21 protein-coding genes are annotated in these 22,355 nt (G+C 73.0%); 12 read left to right on the top strand and 9 right to left on the bottom strand.

From position 1 onward, the window contains the following. Positions 1–4 precede the first annotated feature (4 nt). The 3 genes from BM339_RS35280 to BM339_RS35270 all read left to right on the top strand — a co-directional run bounded on the left by BM339_RS35280 (position 5) and on the right by BM339_RS35270 (position 3,285). Positions 5–1,159 carry an acetyl-CoA C-acetyltransferase gene (locus BM339_RS35280; protein ID WP_021598126.1) on the top strand — a complete coding sequence of 385 codons (1,155 nt, stop codon included), beginning with the start codon at positions 5–7 and terminating at the stop codon, positions 1,157–1,159. A gap of 2 nt (positions 1,160–1,161) precedes the next feature. Next, positions 1,162–2,328: an NADH:flavin oxidoreductase gene (locus tag BM339_RS35275; protein ID WP_075023693.1), complete on the top strand. Its 1,167-nt coding sequence runs from the start codon at positions 1,162–1,164 to the stop codon at positions 2,326–2,328. 150 nt (positions 2,329–2,478) lie between these two features. Further along, entirely contained in the window at positions 2,479–3,285 is an 807-nt protein-coding gene (locus BM339_RS35270; RefSeq protein ID WP_083598327.1) for an HTD2 family dehydratase, read from the top strand. Here the strand turns inward: BM339_RS35270 and BM339_RS35265 are convergent. The 3 genes from BM339_RS35265 to BM339_RS35255 all read right to left on the bottom strand — a co-directional run bounded on the left by BM339_RS35265 (position 3,282) and on the right by BM339_RS35255 (position 7,444). Further along, positions 3,282–4,946: a glycerol-3-phosphate dehydrogenase/oxidase gene (locus BM339_RS35265; RefSeq protein ID WP_021598123.1), complete on the bottom strand. Its 1,665-nt coding sequence runs from the start codon at positions 4,944–4,946 to the stop codon at positions 3,282–3,284. The two genes, BM339_RS35270 and BM339_RS35265, sit on opposite strands and share 4 nt — an antisense overlap. Positions 4,947–5,050: 104 nt before the next feature. Further along, entirely contained in the window at positions 5,051–6,568 is a 1,518-nt protein-coding gene (gene glpK, locus BM339_RS35260; RefSeq protein ID WP_075023692.1) for a glycerol kinase GlpK, read from the bottom strand. Positions 6,569–6,613: 45 nt separating this feature from the next. Beyond that, positions 6,614–7,444, bottom strand: a complete 831-nt coding sequence (locus BM339_RS35255; RefSeq protein ID WP_021595882.1) for an MIP/aquaporin family protein — start codon at positions 7,442–7,444, stop codon at positions 6,614–6,616. A 247-nt stretch (positions 7,445–7,691) separates the two neighbouring features. Between BM339_RS35255 and BM339_RS35250 the strand changes: the two genes are divergently transcribed. Together BM339_RS35250 and glpK (BM339_RS35245) are read left to right on the top strand one after the other, a co-directional pair. Further along, on the top strand, positions 7,692–8,459 hold the full coding sequence (locus BM339_RS35250; RefSeq protein ID WP_024936373.1) for an IclR family transcriptional regulator: 768 nt from the start codon (positions 7,692–7,694) through the stop codon (positions 8,457–8,459). A gap of 57 nt (positions 8,460–8,516) precedes the next feature. After that, positions 8,517–10,043 carry a glycerol kinase GlpK gene (gene glpK, locus BM339_RS35245; RefSeq protein ID WP_024936372.1) on the top strand — a complete coding sequence of 509 codons (1,527 nt, stop codon included), beginning with the start codon at positions 8,517–8,519 and terminating at the stop codon, positions 10,041–10,043. On the opposite strand, the gene BM339_RS35240 is transcribed toward glpK (BM339_RS35245), so the two are convergent. Further along, the gene (locus tag BM339_RS35240; protein ID WP_021595886.1) at positions 10,040–11,191 is read right to left on the bottom strand and encodes an acyl-CoA dehydrogenase family protein; all 1,152 of its coding nucleotides are present in this window, start codon (positions 11,189–11,191) and stop codon (positions 10,040–10,042) included. The two genes, glpK (BM339_RS35245) and BM339_RS35240, sit on opposite strands and share 4 nt — an antisense overlap. Before the next feature lie 117 nt (positions 11,192–11,308). Between BM339_RS35240 and BM339_RS35235 the strand changes: the two genes are divergently transcribed. From BM339_RS35235 to BM339_RS35205, 7 genes are all read left to right on the top strand, one after another. After that, positions 11,309–12,004, top strand: coding sequence for a GntR family transcriptional regulator (locus tag BM339_RS35235; RefSeq protein ID WP_075023691.1), 696 nt, complete (start codon positions 11,309–11,311; stop codon positions 12,002–12,004). Between the two features lie 69 nt (positions 12,005–12,073). Further along, positions 12,074–12,874, top strand: a complete 801-nt coding sequence (locus BM339_RS35230; protein ID WP_075023690.1) for an enoyl-CoA hydratase/isomerase family protein — start codon at positions 12,074–12,076, stop codon at positions 12,872–12,874. A gap of 20 nt (positions 12,875–12,894) precedes the next feature. Further along, positions 12,895–14,067: an acyl-CoA dehydrogenase family protein gene (locus BM339_RS35225; protein WP_021595889.1), complete on the top strand. Its 1,173-nt coding sequence runs from the start codon at positions 12,895–12,897 to the stop codon at positions 14,065–14,067. Next, positions 14,064–15,284, top strand: coding sequence for a CaiB/BaiF CoA transferase family protein (locus BM339_RS35220; RefSeq protein WP_075023689.1), 1,221 nt, complete (start codon positions 14,064–14,066; stop codon positions 15,282–15,284). The genes BM339_RS35225 and BM339_RS35220 overlap by 4 nt, the downstream gene beginning before the upstream one ends. Positions 15,285–15,343: 59 nt before the next feature. Continuing rightward, positions 15,344–16,204, top strand: coding sequence for a helix-turn-helix transcriptional regulator (locus tag BM339_RS35215; protein WP_075023688.1), 861 nt, complete (start codon positions 15,344–15,346; stop codon positions 16,202–16,204). 108 nt (positions 16,205–16,312) lie between these two features. Next, entirely contained in the window at positions 16,313–17,317 is a 1,005-nt protein-coding gene (locus tag BM339_RS35210; RefSeq protein WP_075023687.1) for an aldo/keto reductase, read from the top strand. Next, positions 17,317–18,327, top strand: coding sequence for a quinone oxidoreductase family protein (locus tag BM339_RS35205; protein ID WP_075023686.1), 1,011 nt, complete (start codon positions 17,317–17,319; stop codon positions 18,325–18,327). The genes BM339_RS35210 and BM339_RS35205 overlap by 1 nt, the downstream gene beginning before the upstream one ends. Here BM339_RS35205 and BM339_RS35200 read toward each other — a convergent pair. From BM339_RS35200 to BM339_RS35180, 5 genes are read right to left on the bottom strand one after another with little or no spacing between them, the layout of a single operon-like run. Next, positions 18,281–18,859 carry a peroxiredoxin-like family protein gene (locus BM339_RS35200; RefSeq protein WP_075023685.1) on the bottom strand — a complete coding sequence of 193 codons (579 nt, stop codon included), beginning with the start codon at positions 18,857–18,859 and terminating at the stop codon, positions 18,281–18,283. The two genes, BM339_RS35205 and BM339_RS35200, sit on opposite strands and share 47 nt — an antisense overlap. 26 nt (positions 18,860–18,885) lie before the next feature. Further along, positions 18,886–19,947 (bottom strand): NAD(P)H-dependent flavin oxidoreductase, encoded by a 1,062-nt coding sequence (locus BM339_RS35195; protein ID WP_021595895.1) that lies wholly within the window; start codon positions 19,945–19,947, stop codon positions 18,886–18,888. Continuing rightward, entirely contained in the window at positions 19,947–20,693 is a 747-nt protein-coding gene (locus tag BM339_RS35190) for a CoA-transferase subunit beta (RefSeq protein WP_075023684.1), read from the bottom strand. Before BM339_RS35190 ends, BM339_RS35195 begins: the two co-directional genes overlap by 1 nt. After that, on the bottom strand, positions 20,690–21,550 hold the full coding sequence (locus BM339_RS35185) for a CoA transferase subunit A (protein ID WP_075023683.1): 861 nt from the start codon (positions 21,548–21,550) through the stop codon (positions 20,690–20,692). Before BM339_RS35185 ends, BM339_RS35190 begins: the two co-directional genes overlap by 4 nt. Further along, on the bottom strand, positions 21,547–22,293 hold the full coding sequence (locus BM339_RS35180; protein WP_021595898.1) for an enoyl-CoA hydratase family protein: 747 nt from the start codon (positions 22,291–22,293) through the stop codon (positions 21,547–21,549). The genes BM339_RS35185 and BM339_RS35180 overlap by 4 nt, the downstream gene beginning before the upstream one ends. Between the last annotated feature and the right edge of the window lie 62 nt (positions 22,294–22,355).

Raw genomic sequence — 22,355 nt, 5'->3', positions numbered from 1 at the left:
CCCGATGGCCGAGGCATACATCGTCGACGCGGTCCGCGCCCCCGTCGGGCGCCGCAACGGCGGGCTCGCCGGCGCGCACCCCGCGGACCTGGGCGCGCACGTGCTGACCGCCCTCATGGACCGCACGAAGGCCGACCCGTCCGCCGTCGAGGACGTCGTCTTCGGCTGCGTCGACACCCTCGGCCCGCAGGCCGGCGACATCGCCCGCACCTGCTGGCTCGCCGCCGGGCTGCCCGAGGAGGTCCCCGGCGTCACCGTCGACCGGCAGTGCGGCTCCTCGCAGCAGGCCGTGCACTTCGCCGCGCAGGCCGTCCTGTCCGGGACGTCGGACCTGGTCGTGGCGGGCGGCGTGCAGAACATGTCGCAGATCCCGATCGGGTCGGCGATGACGGCCGCCGCGCCGCTCGGCTTCACCGAGGGCCCGTTCGCCGGCTCCAAGGGCTGGACGCGCCGGTACGGCGACGCGGAGGTGTCGCAGTTCCACGGCGCCGAGATGATCGCCCGCGACTGGGACATCTCGCGTGAGGAGATGGAGGCGTTCGCCTACGAGTCGCACCGGCGCGCCATCCGCGCGATCGACGAGGGCCGCTTCGAACGCGAGATCGTCCCCTACGAGGGCGTCACCACCGACGAGGGGCCGCGCCGCGACACGTCCCCGGAGAAGATGGCCGGGCTGAAGACCCTCGTGGACGGCGGACGCCTCACCGCCGCCGTCTCGTCCCAGATCTCCGACGGCGCCGCCGCGCTGCTCATCGCGTCCGAGCGAGCGGTCAGGGACCACGGCCTCACCCCGCGTGCCCGCATCCACCACGTCTCCGCGCGCGGCGAGGACCCGATCAGGATGCTGTCGGCGCCGATCCCCGCCACGGCGCACGCGCTGAAGAAGACCGGGATGACCATCGGCGACATCGACGCCGTCGAGATCAACGAGGCGTTCGCGTCCGTCGTGCTCGCCTGGCTGAAGGAGACCGGCGCCGATCCGGCGATCACCAACCCCAACGGCGGCGCCATCGCCCTCGGCCACCCCCTCGGCGCCACCGGCGCCCGCCTCATGACCACCCTGCTCCACGAGCTGGACCGCACCGGCGGCCGCTACGGCCTCCAGACCATGTGCGAAGGCGGCGGCCAGGCCAACGTCACCATCCTCGAACGCCTCTGACCATGGACGTCTTCGAACCGGCCCGGCTCGGGCCGCTGACCCTGCGCAACCGCGTGATCAAGGCGGCCACGTTCGAGGGGATGGCGCCGCTGTCCCTGGTCACCGACGACCTGATCGAGTACCACCGGCGGCCCGCCGCCGGGGGAGTGGGCATGACGACCGTCGCGTACTGCGCGGTCGCGCCCGAGGGACGGACCGAGCGGGGCCAGATCTGGATGCGGCCCGACGCCGTCCCGGGGCTGCGGCGCCTCACCGACGCCGTCCACGCCGAGGGCGCCGCCGCGTCCGCGCAGATCGGCCATGCCGGGCCCGTCGCCGATTCCAGCTCGACCAGGCTGCCCGCCATCTCGGCCGGACGGTTCTTCAACCCGCTCGGCATGGCCTTCACCAAGGTCGCCACCGCCGCGGACATCGAGCGCGTCACCCGCGCGCACGCGGCGGCGGCCCGGCTGGCGATCGAGTCCGGCTTCGACGCCGTCGAGATCCACTTCGGGCACAACTACCTGGCCAGCGCGTTCCTCAGCCCCCGGCTCAACCGGCGCAAGGACGGGTTCGGCGGCCCGATCGAGAACCGCGCCAAGGTCGCGCTGGGCATCGCCCGCGCGGTCCGCGACGAGGTCGGCGACCGGATCGCGATCACCGGCAAGCTCAACATGCGGGACGGCGTCCGCGGCGGCCTGGAGATCGACGACAGCCTGTACGTCGCCCGGAAGCTCCAGGAGGACGGCACCGTCGACGCGCTCGAACTGACCGCGGGCAGCTCACTGCTCAACCCGATGTACCTGTTCCGCGGCGAGATGCCGATCCCGGAGTTCGCGGCGAGCTACAAGCTGCCGATGCGCGTCGGCATGCGCGTGTTCGGCAAGAGGTTCCTGCGCGCCTACCCCTACAAGGACGCCTACCTGCTGGAGCACGCCCGCCGGTTCCGGGCCGAGCTCGACCTCCCGCTGATCCTGCTGGGCGGCATCACCGACCGCGCGTCGATGGACCTCGCGATGGCGGAGGGGTTCCAGTTCGTCGCCATGGCCCGCGCCCTGCTGCGCGAACCCGACCTCGTGAACCGCATCGCCGCCGACCCGTCCACCCCGTCCCTGTGCATCCACTGCAACCGCTGCGTCCCCACCATCTACCAGGGCACCCACTGCCCGGTCAGCACGGAGTCCGTCTGATCCGGAGTGCGCTCCGCCGACCCCCATGACCTGCCGCGCGCCGGGGTGCGGTCCTCTGCGACCGATCCCGCCGAGGCCCGCCGCCGTGGGAGGTGCCGGCCGAGCCGACCGGGGTCAACGCGTTCGGATGGCGCCTGCGACGATGGGGCCGTGATCGATATCGCGGGATGGGCTCCGGAGCCGCAGGAGATGAGCGAGGTCATCGACGCCGGGCCCTCGGTGGCGCTGGCGGGCGTGCTCGATGCGGAGCCGCCGGGGGAGGGGCTGCCGCCGCTGTGGCAGTGGCTGCACTTCCTGGAACGGCCCGCGCAGCGGGACCTGGGGCCGGACGGGCATCCGCGCGAGGGACGCTTCCTTCCGCCGATCCCCGAGCGACGGCGCATGTTCGCCGGCGGACGGTTCAGAATCCACGAGCCGATGCGCGTCGGGGAAACCGTGACGCGACGGTCCGAGCTCGTCTCGACAGCGGTGAAGCAGGGCCGCAGCGGCGAGATGCTGTTCGTGACCGTCCGGCACACCTTCCTCCGGGACGGGACCGAGATCGCGGTCGAGGAGCAGGATCTCGTCTACCGCAGCGGTGACGCGGCGTCCCGCCCGCCGGCGGTGTCCTTCGAGGCGCCCGAGGCTCGGGCTCCATGGACGCTGAGCATGACCGCCGACCCGGTCATGCTGTTCCGGTTCAGCGCGCTCACCTACAACGCCCACCGCATCCACTACGACGAGACGTACGCGACCGGCGTGGAAGGGCACGGCGGGCTCGTCGTCCACGGGCCGCTGCTCGCGATCCTCTGCCTGGAACTGCCGCGCCGGGCGGGCCTGAAGGTGAACGAGCTGTCGTTCCGCGCCCGCAGGCCCGTCTACGCGCGGCAGCCGTTCGTGGCGGCCGGCTCCCCGGAGGGAGAGCTGTCCATCGAGGCCCCGGGCGGGGTGACCGCGATGACCGCCGCGTTCGCCTAGGCGGCGGTGACCGGCGCCTCCTCGGTGACCGGTCCGCCGCGCCGCTCCGACGCGATCCACAGGACGTACCGCTTGATCTCGTCGGCGACGTCCTCGTCGCTCCAGCCGAGCACCGGCGCGATCAGCTCCGCGACGCGGGACGCCGCGGCGACGCCGCCGTCCCACTCCTCGATCGAGACGCGCAGCCGCCGCGCCAGGACGTCCTCCAGGCGCAGCGCGCCCTCGTGCGTCACCGCGTAGACGGCCTCGGCGCACAGGTAGTCCTCGGCGCCGGGGATCGGGGCGCCGAGCGCGGAGCTGTCCGCGACCAGCCGCAGGACGTCGCGGGCGCACGCCCCGTACCGCCGCAGGAGGTGCTCGACCCGCGCGACGTGCAGGCCGGACTCGCCCGCGAGCCGGCGCCGCTCGTTCCACAGCACCTCGAACCCGGTCGCGCCGAGGATCGGGAGCCGTCCGGTCACCGACGCGGGGACCGAGTCGTCCAGCCGCTCGGCCACGACGTCCACCGCGTCCCGCGCCATCACCCGGTAGGTGGTGAACTTCCCGCCGGTGACGACGACGAGGCCCGGCACCGGTTCGGCGACGGCGTGCTCGCGCGACAGCCGGGTGGTGTCGTCCATCTCGCCGGACAGCAGCGGCCGCAGCCCGGCGTACACGCCCTCGATGTCGTCGTGCGTCAGCGGGGTCCGCAGCACGGCGTTCGCCTGGTCGAGGAGGTAGCCGATGTCGGTGTGCTCGGCGACCGGCCCGTCCGGCCCGTCCTCGTGCGGAGTGTCGGTGGTGCCGACGAGCCAGTGCCGCCCCCAGGGGATGATGAACAGCACGCTCTTGGACGTCCGGGTGATCAGGCCGGTGTCCATGGGGATCCGGTCGCGCGGGACCACGAGGTGGACGCCCTTGGACGCCTGGACGCCGAACGCGGGCCGGGACCCGGTCATCGCCTGCGCGCCGTCCGTCCACACGCCGGTCGCGCACACCACGCTCCGGGCCCGCACGTCGATCTCCCGGTTGCCCTCCAGGTCCAGGACGCGGGCGCCGGTGACCCGCTCGCCCTCGCGGAGGAAGCCGGTGACCTCGGCCCGGGTGGCGACGCTCGCGCCGTACTGCGCGGCGGTCCGGGCGACCATCATCGTGTAGCGGGCGTCGTCCACCTGCGCGTCGTAGTACTGGACGGCGCCGACCAGCGCGTCCGACCGCAGCGCCGGGGCCTCCCGCAGGGCGCCGCGCCGCGTGAGCTGGCGGTGCCGGGGCAGCGAGCGGGCCCCGCCCATCGTGTCGTAGAGGGTGACGCCGGCGCTCACGTACGCCCGCTCCCAGACCCGGTTGCGCAGCGGGTACAGGAACTGGACGGGGCGCACCAGGTGCGGCGCGAGCCGGTGCAGCAGCAGGCCGCGCTCCCGCAGCGCCTCCCGGACCAGCCCGAAGTCGCGCTGTTCGAGGTAGCGGAGCCCGCCGTGGATCAGCTTGCTGGACCGGCCGGACGTGCCCGCCGCCCAGTCCCGCGCCTCCACCAGCGCGACCGACAGGCCCCGCGAGATGGCGTCCAGGGCCGCGCCGGCGCCGACGATGCCGCCGCCGACGACCAGGACGTCGAACTCGGTGTCGGCGAGGTCGCGCAGCGTGTCCTCGCGGTACTGCGGGCCGAGGGCTACGGATGTCACTGCATGCTCCCGAAGAAGATCGGTTCAAGTGTGCGATGGCCGGGTTGCGGCGGGTCGTCGTCCGGATGGCCATCCGGACGACGACCCGCCGCGGCCAGGTGCCGTCAGTCCAGATCCACCCAGTCGAGGGTGCGGTCGACGGCCTTCTTCCAGCCGGCGTAGCCGGTCTGGCGCTGGTCGTCGTCCCAGGTGGGCTGCCAGCGTTTGTCCTCGTTCCAGTTCTGGCGGAGCTCGTCGGTGTTGTTCCAGAATCCGACGGCGAGGCCGGCGGCGTAGGCGGCGCCGAGCGCGGTGGTCTCGGCGACGACGGGCCGCGACACCGGGACGCCCAGGATGTCGGCCTGCATCTGCATGCACAGCTCGTTGGCCGTGATGCCGCCGTCCACCCTCAGCGTGTCGAGGGCGACGCCGGAGTCCTCGCGCATCGCCTCGACGACGTCGCGGGACTGGTAGCAGATCGACTCCAGGGTCGCGCGGGCCAGGTGCGCGTTGGTGTTGAACCGCGACAGCCCGACGATCGCGCCGCGCGCGTCCGACCGCCAGTACGGGGCGAACAGCCCCGAGAACGCCGGGACGAAGTACACGCCGCCGTTGTCGTCCACCTGCCGGGCGAGGGCCTCGCTTTGGGCCGCGCCGGAGATGATGCCGAGCTGGTCGCGCAGCCACTGCACGGCCGACCCGGTCACCGCGATCGACCCTTCCAGCGCGTACACCGGCTTCTCGGAGCCGAACTGGTAGCAGACCGTCGTCAGCAGGCCGTTCTTCGACCGGACGAGCTCGTTGCCGGTGTTGAGCAGCAGGAAGTTGCCGGTGCCGTAGGTGTTCTTGGCCTCGCCCGGCGCGAAGCACACCTGCCCGACCGTGGCGGCCTGCTGGTCGCCGAGCGCGGCGGTGAGCGGGATCTCGCCGCCGAGCGGCCCGTCCGCGCGGGTGACCCCGTAGGCGTCCGGTGCCGAGGACGGTTTGATCTCCGGCAGCATCGACCGCGGGATGCCGAAGAACGACAGCAGCTCGTCGTCCCAGCCCAGCGTCTCCAGGTCCATGAGCATCGTGCGGCTGGCGTTGGTCGGGTCGGTGACGTGCACGCCGCCGTCCGTCCCGCCGGTCAGGTTCCACAGGATCCACGAGTCGGTGTTGCCGAAGATCGCGTCGCCGTTCTCGGCGGCCTCGCGGACCCCGTCGACGTTCTCCAGGATCCACTGGATCTTGCCGCCGGAGAAGTACGTGGCCGGCGGGAGGCCGGCCTTGCGGCGGATGACGTCGCCCTTCTCGTCGCGTTCGAGGGCGGAGGCGATGCGGTCGGTGCGGGTGTCCTGCCAGACGATCGCGTTGTAGTACGGGCGGCCGGTGCGCCGGTTCCACACCACGGTCGTCTCGCGCTGGTTGGTGATGCCGAACGCCGCGAGGTCGGTGTGGCTCAGGTTCGCCTTGTTCAGCGTCGACTGGATGACGGCGCGGGTGCGCTCCCAGATCTCGGTCGGGTTGTGCTCGACCCAGCCGGCCTGCGGCAGGATCTGCTCGTGCTCGAGCTGGTGGCGGGCGACCTCGTTGCCGCCGTGATCGAAGATCATGAAACGGGTGCTGGTCGTGCCCTGGTCGAGGGCGCCGACGAAGTCAGCCATGCGTACGGCCTCCTGGAGTGGTCGTGGCGGGCGGGACGGGCCGGTTCACGCCGTCTCGTACTGCGGCTCGGGCTTCGTGGGGGGCTGCTCGGTGCTCTCGTCCTCGCTCGGCAGGAAGCGCCCGATGAGCAGCTTGTAGAGGCCGACCCCCAGCACGCCGCCGATGATCGGGCCGATGATCGGCACCCAGAAGTAGAGATCGCCGTACTGGTCCCGCCACGCGCCCCCGTAGCCGGTGAGGAAGGAGGCGAGCCGCGGGCCGAAGTCGCGGGCCGGGTTGATCGCGTACCCGGCGTCGGTGCCCCACGCCATGCCGATCCCGACCACCAGCAGCCCGATCAGGAAGGGGGCGAGGTTGGCCAGCGGCGGGGAGTTGCGCACGTCGGTGAGCGCCTTGATCACGAAGAGCAGGATGGCGGTGCCGATGATCTGGTCGCGGAACGCGCCCCAGGTGCCGACCGGGAGCGTCCCGTTGCCGGGCAGGGTGGAGAAGACGCCCTGGGTCTTGATGGTGTGGCCGGGGTCGACCTTGGCCAGCACCTCGCTGTAGTTCCAGCGGACGAGCAGCGCCGCGACGAACGCCCCCGCGGTCTGCGCCGCGATGTAGGGCGCCGTCTTGCGCCAGGCGAACTCGCGGAACGCGGCGAGGGCGATGGTGACGGCCGGGTTGATGTGGGCGCCGCTGATCCGCGCCGCGACATAGACGCCGAGCGTGACGCCGAGGCCCCAGGCCCAGGCGATGCTGTCGTGGTCGCCGATCTCGGCGGCGGCGACCTGGGCGACGACGCCGACGCCGAACAGGATGAGGATCATGGTGCCGGCGAACTCGGCGGCGAGCTCACCGGCCAGGGTGGGGATTCTGGGTCGTTCCGCCATGGGCACTCCTCGGCAGGTGGGGTGGACGCGAGCCCCGTGAGGCTGGACTGGACGCTAAGCCGGGAGGAACCGCCTTACAACGGGAGGCTGCCGACAATGTCGAACACTTTCGCCGTGGCCTGGCGCCCGTTACCCTCCCCCATGTGCACCAGATCACAGAATCCGGGCAGTTCGGGGCGCATAGGACGGTGATCGCGGCGGCCGTCGACATTGTCGGCACCTCGCCGGGCGAACTACCATCGAATTCATGCCCGGACCTGTGCAATCGATCGAGCGGGCCGCGGCGATCCTGCGCCTGCTCGCCGCCAGTTCGGGCCGGCTCGGGGTCGGCGAGATCGCCACGTCGCTGGGCCTCGCCCGGGGCACCGCGCACGGCATCCTGCGCACCCTGGAACGCGTGGGGTTCGTGGAACAGGACGACGGCACCGGCAAGTACCAGCTCGGCGCCGCCCTGCTGCATCTCGGCACCAGCTACCTCGACGTCAACGAGCTGCGGTCCCGCGCCATCAACTGGGCCGACGCGCTCGCCTCGCGCAGCGGCGAGGCCGTGCGCATCGGGACGCTGCTGGACGGGAAGGTCCTGGTCGTCCACCACGTCTTCCGGCCGGACGACACGCTCCAGGCGATGGACGTCGGGTCGCTGCTGCCGCTGCACGCCACCGCGCTCGGCAAGACGCTCCTCGCGCACGACGCCAACGCCGCCGCGTCCATCCGCGATACCGTCCTGGAGTCCTACTGCCGGCGGACCATCACCGATCCGCGGGAACTCGCACGGGCCGCCACCCGGGTCCGGGAGAACGGCTGGGCCGCCGAGACCGAGGAGCTGTCGATCGGCGAGGCCGGCATCGCCGCGCCGATCCGCGGGTACGGAGGGCTCGTCGTCGGGGCCATCGGGATCTCCGGCGCGGTCGAGCGGATCTGCGACTCCCGCCGCGTTCCCGAGCCGCGGCTCGTCGCGTTCGTGCGGGACGCGGCCCGCGCGGTCTCCCGGGACCTCGGCGGTTCGCGCTGGTGACGCGGGCACGGCGGCGCGTGGCCGGAGACGGGCGCGGCCAGGGGGAGGGGGCCGATCGTGACCGAACGGTTTGTGATGTCGATCGACCAGGGCACCACGTCGACGCGGTGCATCCTGTTCGACCACGGCGGCCGCCTGGTGTCGGTGGCCCAGCGCGAGCACCGGCAGCACTTCCCGAAGCCCGGCTGGGTCGAGCACGACCCGATGGAGATCTGGCGCAACCTCGAGCGGATCGCCCCGGAGGCGCTCGCCCAGGCGGCCGTCACGACGAACCAGGTCGCCGCGGTCGGGATCGCCAACCAGCGTGAGACGACCGTCCTGTGGGACCGGCTGACCGGCGTCCCGATCGGCCGCGCCATCGTCTGGCAGGACATGCGGACCGGCCCCCTCGTGGACGAGCTGGGCCGCGCCCCCGGCGCCGCCATGGTCACCGAGCGCAGCGGGCTGCCGCTCGCGACCTACTTCTCCGCCCCGCGCATCCGGTGGATGCTCGACCACACGCCCGGCCTGCGGGAGCGCGCCGAGCGCGGCGAGGTCCTGTTCGGGACGATGGAGAGCTGGCTGATCTGGAACCTCAGCGGCGGCGTCGACGGCGGGGTCCACGTCACGGACGTGACCAACGCCAGCCGCACCCTGCTGATGGACCTGCGCACGCTGAGCTGGGACGACGGCCTGCTCGACTTCTTCGGCGTGCCGCGGGCGATGCTGCCGGAGATCAGGTCGTCCACGGAGACCTACGGGACGGCCCGCCGCGTGTTCCCCGGGGTGCGCGTCGGCGCGGCGCTCGGCGACCAGCAGGCCGCGCTGTTCGGCCAGACGTGCTTCGCCCCGGGCGAGACCAAGTGCACCTACGGGACGGGCGCCTTCCTGCTGATGAACACCGGCACCACGCCGGTCAAGTCGGACAACGGGCTGCTCACGACCGTCGGCTACAAGATCGGCGACGACCCGGCCGTGTACGCGCTGGAGGGCTCGATCGCGATCACCGGCGCGCTCGTCCAGTGGTTCCGCGACGGCCTCGGGCTGATCACCACCGCGCCGGAGATCGAGACGCTGGCCCGGTCGGTCGACGACAACGGCGGCTGCTACATCGTCCCGGCGTTCTCCGGCCTGTTCGCGCCGCACTGGCGCAGCGAGGCCCGCGGCATCATCGTCGGCCTCACGTCCTACATCACCAAGGGGCACCTGGCGCGGGCCGTGCTGGAGGCGACGGGCTGGCAGACCCGCGAGGTCGTGGACGCGATGAACGCCGACTCCGGGCTCAGCCTGAAGGAGCTCAAGGCCGACGGCGGCATGACATCGGACAACCTCGTCATGCAGATGGTCGCCGACGTGCTGAACGTCCCGGTCGCGCGCCCGATGGTGGTGGAGACGGTGTCGCTCGGCGCCGCGTACGCCGCCGGGCTCGCCGTCGGCTACTGGGCGGGGCTGGAAGGGCTCCGGCGCAACTGGCACCGCGCCGCCCGGTGGGTCCCCGCGATGGAGCCGGGGCGGCGCGCCGCCGAGTACGACAACTGGAAACGCGCCGTGGAGCGCACGTTCGACTGGATCCGGGCCGGAGAGGACCCCGCCGCCGCGCCCTAGATCCGGTGGCGCTCGACGAGCTGCTTGACGATCACGTTGCGCTGGATCTCGTTCGTCCCCTCGCCGACGATCATGAGCGGGGCGTCGCGGAAGTAGCGCTCGACGTCGAACTCGGTGGAGTACCCGGCGGCGCCGTGGATGCGGACCGCGTCCAGCGCGGTCTGCATCGCCGCCTCGGACGCGTACAGCTTGGCCATGCCCGCCTCCATGTCGCAGCGCTCGCCCGCGTCCAGGCGCTCGGCGGCGTCGAGGGTCAGCAGCCGCGCCGCCTGGAGCCGGGTGGCCATGTCGGCGAGGTAGTTGCCGATGGACTGGTGCTGCCAGATCGGCTTGCCGAACGCCTCGCGCTCCTGGGCGTAGCGCAGGGAGTCCTCCAGCGCGGCGCGCCCGACGCCCAGAGCGCGCGCCGCGACCTGGATCCGTCCCACTTCGAGGCCGCGCATCATCTGGACGAAGCCGCGGCCCTCCTCGCCGCCGAGGACCGCGTCCAGCGGCGCCTCGTAGCCTTCGAAGGACAGCTCGCAGCTCTCCACGCCCTTGTAGCCGAGCTTCGGCAGGTCGCGGGAGACCGTCAGCCCGGGGCCGTGCTCGACCAGCAGGATGCTTATGCCCCTGTGGCGCGGCGAGGCGGACGGGTCGGTCTTGCACATCAGCGCGATCAGGCCGGACCTGCGCGCGTTGGTGATCCACATCTTGGCGCCGTCGACGACGTACCGGCCGCCGTCCCGCCGCGCGACCGTGCTCATCGCCTGCAGGTCGGAGCCGCCGGACGGTTCGGTGAGCGCCATCGTGGCGCGCAGCTCGCCGGTCGCCATCCGGGGCAGGTGGCGGGCCTTCTGCTCCTCGGTGCCGAACAGCGCGAGCAGGTGCGAGACGACCGTGTGCCCGCCGAACGCGCCCGCGAGCGTCATCCAGCCCCGCGCCAGTTCCTCCGTGACGAGCGCGTAGCAGGCCTTGGAGACGCTGACGTCGCCGTACGGCTCGGGGACCGCTAGGCCGAAGACGCCGAGTTCCTTCATGCGGTCGATCAGCCGTGCGGGATAGGCGCCCGCGTGCTCCAGCTCCCGGGCGGCCGGCCGGACCTCCCGGTCGACGAAGTCCGCGACGACCTCGACGATGGCGCGTTCCTCGTCGCTGAGCGTGACCACGGTACCGGTCTCCTCCCGGTCGCTGACCTCATATATTTGATTCGAAAATACCGGGCTGTCAAAGAACGCGGACCGGTGCCCGCCGATAGTGTGGCGACCCCACCGCGCAGGGAGACGATGAGAGTGGCGATTTCCGGTGGCCAGGCCCTCGGCAGGCGCCGCCAGCTGAGCGACGAGGTGGCCGACTACGTCCGCGAGCTCATCATGTCGGGCCAGGTCAGGCACGGGGAGTTCCTCCGCCTGGAGCGGGTCGCCGACGACCTCGGGATCAGCGTCACCCCCGTCCGGGAGGCGCTGCTGTCGCTGCGCGGCGAGGGCTTCGTCACGCTGGAGCCGCGGCGCGGGTTCATGCCGGCGCCGCTGACCCGGCAGGACGTCCAGGACCTGTTCGAGGCGCAGGCGTACTTCGCCGGCGAGCTGGCCGCCCGCGCCTCCGGGAGGATCACCGAGGGGGAGCTGGCATCGCTCGACCGGACGCAGGCGCAGCTGGAAGAGGCGTCCGGGGCCCGCGACTCGGCGGCCATCGAGCGCGCCAACCACGAGTTCCACCGGGTGATCAACCTGTGCGCCGGGTCGCCGAAGACGGCGTGGCTGCTGCGGCTGGTGGTGCGGTACGCCCCGCGCCGGTTCTACTCCAGCATCGAGGGCTGGACGCAGGCGTCGGTCGACGACCACCACCTCGTCCTCGCCGCGCTGCGCGCCGGGGACGCCGACGGCGCGCGGCAGGCCATGCGCGCCCACATCCGGCACGCGGGCACCCTGCTGGTCGTGCACCTGGAGGGGCAGGGCTTCTGGAGGGACCAGCCGGGCTGAGGTCCCCGGAGCCCACTTCCACCACCGCCGCCTCCTCACATATCGTATAAAAAATTTTCGGGAGGGTGCATGGACGACCGGGACACCGCGGCGGCGCGCGAACCCGTGGTCACGGCCGAGGACCACGGGGCCGCACGGGTCATCACGCTGAACCGGCCCGGTGCCCGCAACGCGATCGACTTCCCGATGCGCGAGCGGCTCTTGGACGAACTGCGGCGCGCCGCAGGCGACCCGGACGTCCGGGCGATCGTGCTGACGGGCGCGGGCGGGACGTTCTCCGCGGGCGGCGACGTCCGGTCGATGGAGGGCGCCGGTCCCGACGCCGTCCGCGCCCGGCTCGGGCCCGTGCACGAGGCCGTCCGGCTCATGGCCACCTGCGGGACCCCCGTGATCGCGGCCGTGGAGGGCGCCGCCGCGGGGCTCGGGGTGTCCCTCGCCGCCGCCTGCGACCACGTGGTCGCCTCAGAGGACGCCCGGTTCGTCGCCGCGTTCGGCAGGGTCGGCCTGGTCGCCGACGGCGGTCTGCTCTGGACGCTCCCGCAGCGCGTCGGCATGGGCCGCGCGAAGGAGATGCTCGTGTTCGGCCGGACCGTGTCCGCCTCCCGCGCCTACGAGATCGGCCTCGCCGACTCGCTCGCCCCGCCGGGCACGGCACTCGACGCCGCTCTGGAACGCGCCGCCGAGGCCGCCGCCCTCGCCCCGCTGTCGGTCGCCGCGGCCAAGCGCCTGCTGGCCCGCACCGACCACGGCCTGGATCAACTGCTGGAGGCCGAACGCGAGGAGCAGACCGCCCTGTTCGGCAGTGCCGATTTCGCCGAGGGGCGCGCCGCGTTCGCCGAGCGCCGCACGCCGCGCTTCGAGGGCCGCTAGGAGGCGGGAACGTGAGCAGGATGCAGCAGACCCACGGGCTGTCGGACGAGCAACGGGAGATCGTCGCGACCGTCCGGGCCTTCGTCGACAGGGAGATCCTGCCCGTCGCGACCCGGATGGAGCACGCGGACGAGTACCCGCAGGCGATCGTGGACGGCATGAAGGACCTCGGGCTCTTCGGCCTGACGATCGGCGAGGAGCACGGCGGGCTCGGTGCGTCGCTGCTGACGTACGCGCTGGTCGTGGAGGAGCTGTCGCGGGGCTGGATGAGCGTGGCCGGCATCGTCAACACCCACTTCATCGTCGCCTGGATGATCGCCCACCACGGCACGCCCGAGCAGAGGGCGCACTACCTGCCGAGGATGGCGGTCGGCGAGATCCGCGGCGCGTTCTCGATGTCGGAGCCCGGCTGCGGCTCGGACGTCTCGGCCATCACGACCCGCGCCGTCCCGGACGGCGACGACCACGTCATCACCGGCCAGAAGATGTGGCTGACGAACGGCGGCTCCGCCAACCTGGTCGCCGTCCTGGTCAAGACCGACCCCGAGGCCGGCCACCGGGGCATGACGACGTTCCTCGTCGACAAGACGCCCGGCTTCGGGGAGGTCGCGCCCGGCCTCACCGTGCCCGGGAAGATCGAGAAGATGGGCTACAAGGGCGTCGACACGACCGAGCTGGTCTTGGACGGGTTCCGGATCCCGTCCGCCCGGATTCTCGGCGGGACGCCGGGCCGCGGCTTCTACCAGATGATGGACGGCGTCGAGGTCGGCCGCGTCAACGTGGCCGCGCGGGGCTGCGGGGTGGCGAGGCGGGCCTACGAGCTGGCGCTCGGCTACGCGCGGCAGCGCGAGACGTTCGGCCGCCCGATCGCCGAGCACCAGGCCGTCCTGTTCCGCCTCGCGGAGATGGCGACCAAGGTCGAGGCCGCGCACCAGATGATGGTGATGGCGGCGCGCCGCAAGGACTCCGGCGAGCGCAACGACCTCGAGGCGGGCATGGCCAAGTACCTCGCCAGCGAGTACTGCAAGGAGGTCGTGGAGGACGCCTTCCGCATCCACGGCGGCTACGCCTACTCCAAGGAGTACGAGATCGAGCGCCTCTACCGCGAGGCGCCCATGCTGCTGATCGGCGAGGGCACCGCCGACATCCAGAAAATGATCATAGGCCGCCGCCTGCTGGAGGAGGGCCGATGACCGCGGCGGAACCGGGGTCGCCGGGTGCCGGGGCGCTCCCGCTGGCGGGGGTCACCGTGGTCGCGCTGGAGCAGGCGGTCGCGGCGCCGTTCGCGACGCGGCACCTCGCCGACCACGGCGCCCGTGTGATCAAGGTGGAGCGGGTGGACGGCGGCGACTTCGCCCGCGCCTACGACACCGGCGTGCGGGGCGGGCTCGGCACGCACTTCGCCTGGCTCAACCGGTCGAAGGAGTCGGTCGCGCTGGACCTCAAGCGGGAAGAGGGCCGCGCGATCCTCACCGAGCTGGTCGCGGGCGCCGACGTGTTCCTGCAGAACCTCGCCCCCGGCTCCGCGGCCCGGCTCGGGTTCGGCGCGGACGAGCTGCGGGCCCGCGACCCCCGGCTGATCGTGGTGGACATGTCCGGATACGGAACGCGCGGGCCGTACCGCGACAAGCGCGCCTACGACATGCTCGTCCAGGCCGAGGCGGGGCTGATCTCGGTCACCGGCACCCCGGAGACGCCGGTGAAGGCGGGCTCGCCGCTGGCCGACATCGCCGCGGGCATGTACGCGTTCTCCGGCACGCTGGCCGCGCTCGTCCGGCGCGGCACCACCGGCGAGGGCGCGTCGATCGAGATCACGATGTTCGACGCCGTCGCCGAGTGGATGGGCCAGGCGATGTACACGACCCTCTACACCGGGTCCCCGCCGCCGCGCTCCCGGCTGAGCCACCCCGTGATCACCCCCTACGACGCCTACCCGACCTCCGACGGCGTCGACGTCGTGATCGGCGTCCAGAACGACCGCGGCTGGGCCGCCCTGGCGGCCGGCGTGCTGGACCGCCCGGACCTGGTCACCGACCCCGAGTACGCGACGAACCAGGCACGGGTCCGCAACCGGGCGAAGGTGGACGCGATCGTCGCCGGCGTCACGTCCCGCATGGGGCGGGAGGAGCTGCTGCGGCGGCTGGACGAGGCGGGCGTCCCGAACGCGTCCCTGAACGACGGGCACGGCCTGATCGCCCACCCGCAGCTCGCCGAGAGGGACCGCTGGCGCGAGGTGGGCTCCCCGGTCGGCGAGATCCGCGCGCTCCTCCCGCCGGTCACCTTCGCGGACGCCGAACCGCGCATGGACCCGGTCCCGTCCCTCGGCGAGCACACCGACGCCGTCCTGCGCGAGCTCGGCCGCGACGACGCCGCCATCGCCGCCCTCCGCACCGCCGGCGCCATCGGCTGAACCCGCCGGCTGCACGGCGCACTCACGATCCGCCGCCGACGCGCGGATATCGTGGCGGTATGGCCAGCCCCACTCCCGCCTCCGTGCCCGGCCGCCGCCGCGAGGAACTCCGCGATTTCCTGCGCACCCGCCGCGCCCGCCTCACGCCCGCCGACGTCGGCATGCCCGACGGCGGGCGGCGGCGGACGCCGGGGCTGCGCCGCGAGGAGGTCGCCGTGCTCGCCGGGGTCGGGGTGTCCTGGTACACGTGGCTGGAGCAGGGCCGCGACATCAAGGTGTCCGGGGACGTCCTCGACGCGATCGTCCGCGCGCTGCGGCTGGACGGCGCCGAGCGCGAGCACCTGTACCTGCTGGCCGGGCTGAACCCGCCGCGGGCCGAGGTCGGCCCGGCCGTCCCGATCACCCCGGAGCTGCGGCGGGTGCTGGACGCCTGGTCGCCGCGGCCGGCGTACGTCCGCGACCGGCACTGGAACTTCGTCGCGATCAACGACGCGGCCCGCGAGGTGTTCGGCTACGGCGACACCGACCACAACTGCCTGGTCACGTATTTCACGAACGTCCGGTACCGGTCGATGCACACGCACTGGGCCGACGCGGCGCCCGACGTCGTCGCGCGGTTCCGCGCCGACGTCGCCCGCTACCCCGACGATCCCGAGTTCGACCGGCTCGTCGCGGACATGCTGGCCGCCAGCCCGGAGTTCGCGGAGCTGTGGCCGCGCCACGAGGTGAGCGCGAGCGCGCAGGCCGTCAAGGGGATCAGGCACCCGGACGCGGGGGAGTTGGTCTTCGAGAGCACGCTCCTGCCGCTGGGGGACCGGCCGGGCCAGAACCTGGTGCTGCACAACCCCCGTCCGGGCACCGGCACGCAGGAGCGGCTGGAGAAGCTGATGGCCCGCCGCGGCCTCGCCGCCGCCAGCTGAACCGCGGCCGCAGGGTGGTGGTGCCACACCCAGGATGAGCCGAGTCTGTCTCGGCGCCGGGCCGTCCCGCACGATCGTCCTCAGAAACGGAAACCACGAGAGGACGTTATGAGGACGCGTGATTTCGCCGGGACGCCGGTGGGCGCCGTGGGGCTCGGCTGCATGGGGATGAGCTTCGCCTACTCCGAGTCGGAGCGGGACGACGAGAAGTCCGTCGCCGTGATCCGCGAGGCCCTCGACCTCGGCGTGACCTTCCTCGACACCGCGCAGCCCTACGGCGACGGCCACAACGAGTCCCTCGTCGGGCGGGCGCTGGCCGGACGCCGGGACGAGGCGGTCGTCGCCACGAAGACCGGCCTGGTCGTGGAGTCGCTCGTCCCCTGGGAGATGGTCCGGCGGGGCACGCCGGAACACGTCAAGGCGTCCGCCGAGGACAGCCTGCGCCGGCTCGGCACCGACGTGATCGACCTGTACTACCTGCACCGCGTCGACCCGGAGGTGCCGCTCGCCGACACCTGGGGCGCGATGGCGGACCTGGTCGCCGAGGGCAAGGTCCGCAGGCTGGGCCTCTCGGAGGTCGGCGTCGCGCAGGCGGCCGAGGCGCACGCCGTCCACCCGGTCGCCGCGATCCAGTCGGAGCTGTCGCTGTGGACGCGCGACGCGATGGGCGCGCCCGGCGGGGCCGCCGGCCTCCTCCCGGGCGACGGGCAGGGGGAGGGACCGGGCGACGTGGTCGGCTGGTGCGCCGCCAACGGCGTCGCCTTCGTGCCGTTCTCGCCGCTCGGCCGCGGCTTCCTCACCGGGACGGTCACCGCCGCCGACTTCGAGGACACCGACTACCGCGGCGGCAATCCCCGCTTCCAGGAGGACGCGCTGAAGGCCAACATGCGCATCGTCGACGTCGTCAAGGCGGTCGCGGCGCGCCACGGCGCGACCCCGGCGCAGGTCGCCATCGCCTGGACGCTCGCGCAGGGCGAGCACGTCATCCCGATTCCCGGGACCAAGAAGCAGCGGTACCTGCACGACAACGCCGGCGCCGCCGGCCTGGACCTCACCGCCGCCGACCTGGTCGACCTGGACGGCGTCCCCGCGGCGGTCGGAGCGCGGTACTGATGCGGGCCGTCACGATCCCCGAGTTCGGCGGCGCGGAGGTGCTGCGCCGGGCCGAGGTGGACGTCCCCGAGCCGGGGCCGGGCCAGGTGTCCATCGACGTCGCGTACGCGGGAGCGAACTTCGCCGAGATCCTCTACCGGCAGGGTGTCGCGGACGTGCCGCTGCCGTTCGTCCCCGGCATCGAGGTGTCCGGGCACGTCCGCGCGGTGGGGCCGGACGTCGAGGGGCTGCGCCGGGGCCGGCCCGTCGCCGCGCTGACGATCGTGGGCGGCGGCGGCTACGCCGAGGTCGCGGTGACCTCGGCCGACCTGGTCGCGCCGCTCGACGGCCTGGGGCTCGGCCTGGACCTCGCGGCGGCCGTCCCGTCCAACAGCACCACCGCGTTCCTCGCCCTGGACCGGGTCGCGCGCATCGAGCCCGGCGAGACCGTGCTGGTGCACGCGGCGGCGGGAGGCGTGGGCAGCCAGCTCGGCCAGGCCGCGCGCCTGCTCGGCGCGGGCCGGGTGGTCGGCGCGGTCGGCGGCCCCGCCAAGATCGAGACCGCGCGCGGGTTCGGCTACGACGACGTAGTGCTCCGCGGCGACCTGCCCGGCGAGGTCGCCGCCCTGACCGGCGGGCGCGGGTTCGACATCGTCGTGGACATGGTCGGCGGCCCCGCCCGCCGGGCCAGCCTGGACGCCCTCGCCCCGATGGGCCGGATGGTCGTGATGGGCAACGCGTCCGGGGCGGACGACGTGGGCGTCCCGGCGAACGAGCTGTGGTTCGCCAACAAGACCGTGTCCGGGTTCAACCTCGCCGCGTTCGCGGCGCTCGCACCGGCCGAGGCGGGACGCGCCCTGCGCCGCGCGGTCACCGCGGCGGCCTCGGGCGGCCTGCGGGTCCAGGTCGAGGAACTGCCCCTGGAGCGGGCCGCCGAGGCGCACGAGCGCATCGAGTCGGGCGCCACCACGGGCAAGCTCGTCCTCAAGGTGCAGGACTGGACGGAGCCGGAGCCTGGGCGGCCAGCGTGAGCAGCTCGTCGACCGTCCACTGGTCGTAGGCGTGCTCGCCGTACTTCGCGGCGAGCACGCGGCCGTCCCTCCCGATCAGGAAGTCGGCGGGCAGGCCGAGGCGCCCGCCGTCCTGCCGCAGCCTCGGCGCCCGCTGGCGGCCCCGGACGATCCGCCAGGTGCTGATCGTGGTGGCCTTGACGACCGTCCACCAGACGCGGGGGTCGAGCAGCGCGCGGCGGGCCGACTCGACGCCGAACTCCGCGTACAGGGCCTTCTCCGGGTCGCCGACCACCGCGAACGGCAGTCCGCCGACGTACTCGCGCAGTTCCTCGGCCGACGAGTGGAACACGACGACCTCGCGGATGCCAGCCGCCTCGATCTCGGCGTGCCGGGCGACGATCGAGCGCAGGTGCAGGTTGCAGATCGGGCAGCCCGCGAACCGGCGGAACTGCAGGTGGACGAGTCGGCCGGGGGCGGGTACGGGGAGTGGCGGCCCCTCGACCGGGGTCAGCTCCCGCGCCGGGACGTCGGAACCGGGTGCCAGGTGCATGAGGGCTCCCTTTAGGTGTACGGCGCCTAACGTGCCAGCAGGGCCTGCTGGGCGGCGATCGCCTCCGCCGCCCCCTTCATGATCCCCTCGATCAGCTCCGCGCAGGTGGGCAGGTCGTCGATGACGCCGACGACCTGCCCGGACGCCATCACGCCGAGGTCGGGACGGCCGTCCACCATGGCCGCCTTCAGCAGCATCGGGGTGTTGGCCGCCATGAGGACCTGCGACCACGACAGGTCCTTGCCGTGCTTCATCGCCTTCCCATCGGCGATCATCTCGCGCCACGACATGCCGGACAGCCGCTTGAACCGGGCGCCGTTGCGCACCGCCCGCAGCAGCCCGCCGACGCGGCCGGACGACTCCAGCGCGTCGACCAGCCCGCTGCGCAGCACCCGGTGCGGCATGCCGTCCACCTGCCGCGTCACCACGGTCTCGCCGCTGTCGAGGTAGACCCGCTTGACGGCGTCCGGCACCGAGCTGTCGGACGTCAGCAGGAACCGGGTGCCCATCGCGACGCCCGCCGCCCCGTACGCGAGCGCGGCGGCGAGGCCGCGGCCGTCGAAGAACCCGCCGGCGGCGATCACCGGGATGTCGACGGCGTCCACGACCTGCGGCAGCAGCAGCGTGGTGGCGACGGCGCCGGTGTGGCCGCCGCCCTCGCCGCCCTGGACGAGCACCGCGTCGGCGCCCCAGCCCGCGACCTTCTCCGCGTGCCGCCGCGCGCCGACCGACGGGACGACCACGAGCCCGGCGTCCTTGAGTTTGGCGATCAGCTCCCTCTTCGGCGCGAGCGCGAAGGAGGCGACCTTCACGCCCTCCTTGATGAGCAGGTCGATGCGGTCGCCCGCGTCGCCGGCGTCGGCCCGCAGGTTGACGCCGAACGGCGCGTCCGTGCGGTCCTTCACCTCGCGGATCGCGCCGGCGAGCCGGTCGAGCGTCATCGTCGCGGACGCGAGGATCCCGAGGCCGCCCGCGTCCGCCACGGCCGTGACGAGCCGGGGACCGGCCACCCACCCCATGCCGGTCTGGACGACCGGATGCCGCACCCCCGCCAGCCGGGTCAGCGGCGTGTCGAGCACCTGCTCCATCAGGAGGGGACCTCTCTCTCGCGCAGCCCCTTCGGGTCGAGGACCTCGCGCATGATCCGCAGCTCCTCGCCGTCCGGCGGCCTCGTCTCGGGCACCCCGCCTGGAATCGCCAGCTCGAAGCCGGTGGCCGACACCACGTCGCCGACGCTCACGCCGGGGTGGACGGAGCGCAGCCGCATGCGCCGGTCCGGGGTGTCGAAGTCGAGGACGGCCAGGTTGGTCACCACGGCGCGGATCTCGTGCGCGCCTCGGTCCCAGCCGATGCCGCTCACCATGTCGACCTTCTCGGTGAACACGCGCGTCGAGTGCTTCGGCACCCAGTAGCTCGTCGGGTTCAGCAGCGTGTTGCCCGGCCCGCCGCGCACGCCGAGGAGCTGGCGGGACGGCCGTTCCCAGTCGCCGATGCAGGAGATGTTGGTGTTGCCGTGCGCGTCGATCTGGCTCGGCCCCATCACCACGTGCCGCCGCCCGTTGAGGACGAGCCACAAGTGGTCGCGGAACGGCAGCCAGCCCTCGACCGTCTCGGCCGACCCGCCGAGGGGGACGGGCTCGGCGCTCAGCGCCGGGCCGCCGTCGGTCGTCAGCAGGTCGGGCGCGAACGTCGCGCGCGCCAGCCGGGACCCGAGCATCGGGACGAACCCGGCCACCGCCGCCGCGACGATCTCCCCGTCGCCGCGGAACAGGTCTGCGCACGCGGCGGCGCACACCTCGGCCCTCGTTGCGCCGGTCCTCGTCGGAGTGCTCATCGGGACTCCTCCCGCCAGACACGGACGGCGTCCTGGTACGCGGCCTCGTCACCGGACAGGAAGCGTTCGCTGAACGCCGCCCACTTCTCCGGATCGGCCGCCGACTGCGCGTAGAGCTTCTGGAACCTCTCGTCCCGCCCGAAGTCGGGCGCGCAGTCGGTGAAGTGCGCCCCGTTCGGGGTCTCCACGACGCCGGTCACCTGCGAACGGTTGATCAGCAGCGACTGCACCGGCCCCTCCTTGGCGAAGTCGGCCGTGTCGACCAGGCGCTCGCACGACACGTAGGTCCTGTCGGCCGCCTTCGCGAACAGGTCGTCCATGTACGGGTCGGGGCCGAGGTACTGGGCGTTGCCGCGCGCGTCGGCGCGGTTCATGTGGACCAGCGCGACGTCCATCTTCAGCGCGGGGACGGCGACGAGTTCCTGGCCGTCCTCGTACGGCGACCGGATCGTCCGCAGCTCGGGGTTGACCCGCATCACGTCCGAGCCGAGCCCGACCGGGGTGGGCAGGAACGGCAGCCGGTGCGCCGCCGCGTACAGCCCGAACATGAACATGCCCTCGTCGTACTCGGTCAGCTCGATCGACCCGGACTGCCGCGCCTGCCGGAAGTGCGGCTCCAGCGGGACCGAGTCCATGGTCACGAACGCGGTGACCAGCCGGCGGACCTTGCCCGCCGCGCACAGCAGCCCCACGTCCGGGCCGCCGTAGGCGACCACCGTCAGGCCGGTGACGGGGGAGCGCAGGATCGCCCGGACCAGGGCCATCGGCTTGCGCCGCGAGCCCCAGCCGCCGATCCCGACCGTCATGCCGCTCTCCAGCGACGCGGCGACGTCGTCGGCCGACAGCACCTTGCTCATCGGGCCTCCCGCGCGACGAAGGCGTTGCGGTGCTCGTCGCCGGCGCCGACGAGGTTCAGCTCGAACGTGAAGCCCTGCTCGTAGCGGTAGCTGCGCTTCACGTCGACCGGGTCGATGCCGTTCAGCGACTCCTTGGCGCGCCGGATCACGTACCGGTCCTTCGCGGCGATGGACGCGGCGACCTCCATCGCCTTGGCGCGCAGCTCGTCCGCCGGGACGACCTCCAGCACCGAGCCGTGGTGGTGCAGCTCCTCCGCGGTGACGTTGCGGCACGTGTAGACCATCGCGCGCATCAGGTGCTGCGGGACGAGCCGCGCCAGGTGGGTGGCGGCGCCGAGCGCTCCCCGGTCCACCTCGGGCAGGCCGAAGTAGGCGTCCCGCGAGGCGACCACGATGTCGGCGTTGCCGGCCAGGCCGACGCCGCCGCCGAGGCAGAAGCCGTGCACCGCGGCGACGACCGGGACCTCGCAGTCGTAGACGGCGGCGAACGCCGCGAAGCAGCCGCGGTTGGCGCCGACCAGCGCGGTGTGGCCGTCGGTGCTCTGCATCTCCTTGATGTCGACGCCCGCGTTGAAGCCCCGGCCCTCGGCGCGGAGCACCACGGCGCCGACCTCCGGATCGCGGCCCGCCGCGAGCACGGCGCCGGCCAGCTCGTACCAGCCCGCGACGGTCAGCGCGTTGACCGGCGGCGCGTCCACGACGATCTCGGCGACCCCGTCCAGGGTCGTGGTGGAGACTCCCATGCGCTACCTTTCCACCAAACATTTGTTAGAACAGAAGGTAGCAGAGGCACCCGAGGGGGAGG

This window comes from Actinomadura madurae (assembly GCF_900115095.1).
Classification (GTDB): Bacteria; Actinomycetota; Actinomycetes; order Streptosporangiales; family Streptosporangiaceae; genus Spirillospora; species Spirillospora madurae.
The sequence above is the reverse complement of the archived record's forward strand: the minus strand, read 5'-3'. Positions and strand labels throughout refer to the sequence as shown.

Excerpts from the sequence above, each read along its gene's own strand:
- BM339_RS35280 (WP_021598126.1), top strand. The coding sequence starts at position 5 with ATGGCCGAGGCATACATCGTCGACGCGGTCCGCGCCCCCGTCGGGCGC.
- BM339_RS35275 (WP_075023693.1), top strand. The coding sequence starts at position 1,162 with ATGGACGTCTTCGAACCGGCCCGGCTCGGGCCGCTGACCCTGCGCAAC.
- glpK (WP_075023692.1), bottom strand. The coding sequence starts at position 6,568 with ATGGCTGACTTCGTCGGCGCCCTCGACCAGGGCACGACCAGCACCCGT.
- BM339_RS35255 (WP_021595882.1), bottom strand. The coding sequence starts at position 7,444 with ATGGCGGAACGACCCAGAATCCCCACCCTGGCCGGTGAGCTCGCCGCC.
- BM339_RS35250 (WP_024936373.1), top strand. The coding sequence starts at position 7,692 with ATGCCCGGACCTGTGCAATCGATCGAGCGGGCCGCGGCGATCCTGCGC.
- BM339_RS35235 (WP_075023691.1), top strand. The coding sequence starts at position 11,309 with ATGAGAGTGGCGATTTCCGGTGGCCAGGCCCTCGGCAGGCGCCGCCAG.
- BM339_RS35230 (WP_075023690.1), top strand. The coding sequence starts at position 12,074 with ATGGACGACCGGGACACCGCGGCGGCGCGCGAACCCGTGGTCACGGCC.
- BM339_RS35225 (WP_021595889.1), top strand. The coding sequence starts at position 12,895 with ATGCAGCAGACCCACGGGCTGTCGGACGAGCAACGGGAGATCGTCGCG.
- BM339_RS35220 (WP_075023689.1), top strand. The coding sequence starts at position 14,064 with ATGACCGCGGCGGAACCGGGGTCGCCGGGTGCCGGGGCGCTCCCGCTG.
- BM339_RS35215 (WP_075023688.1), top strand. The coding sequence starts at position 15,344 with ATGGCCAGCCCCACTCCCGCCTCCGTGCCCGGCCGCCGCCGCGAGGAA.
- BM339_RS35210 (WP_075023687.1), top strand. The coding sequence starts at position 16,313 with ATGAGGACGCGTGATTTCGCCGGGACGCCGGTGGGCGCCGTGGGGCTC.
- BM339_RS35205 (WP_075023686.1), top strand. The coding sequence starts at position 17,317 with ATGCGGGCCGTCACGATCCCCGAGTTCGGCGGCGCGGAGGTGCTGCGC.
- BM339_RS35200 (WP_075023685.1), bottom strand. The coding sequence starts at position 18,859 with ATGCACCTGGCACCCGGTTCCGACGTCCCGGCGCGGGAGCTGACCCCG.
- BM339_RS35195 (WP_021595895.1), bottom strand. The coding sequence starts at position 19,947 with ATGGAGCAGGTGCTCGACACGCCGCTGACCCGGCTGGCGGGGGTGCGG.
- BM339_RS35190 (WP_075023684.1), bottom strand. The coding sequence starts at position 20,693 with ATGAGCACTCCGACGAGGACCGGCGCAACGAGGGCCGAGGTGTGCGCC.
- BM339_RS35185 (WP_075023683.1), bottom strand. The coding sequence starts at position 21,550 with ATGAGCAAGGTGCTGTCGGCCGACGACGTCGCCGCGTCGCTGGAGAGC.
- BM339_RS35180 (WP_021595898.1), bottom strand. The coding sequence starts at position 22,293 with ATGGGAGTCTCCACCACGACCCTGGACGGGGTCGCCGAGATCGTCGTG.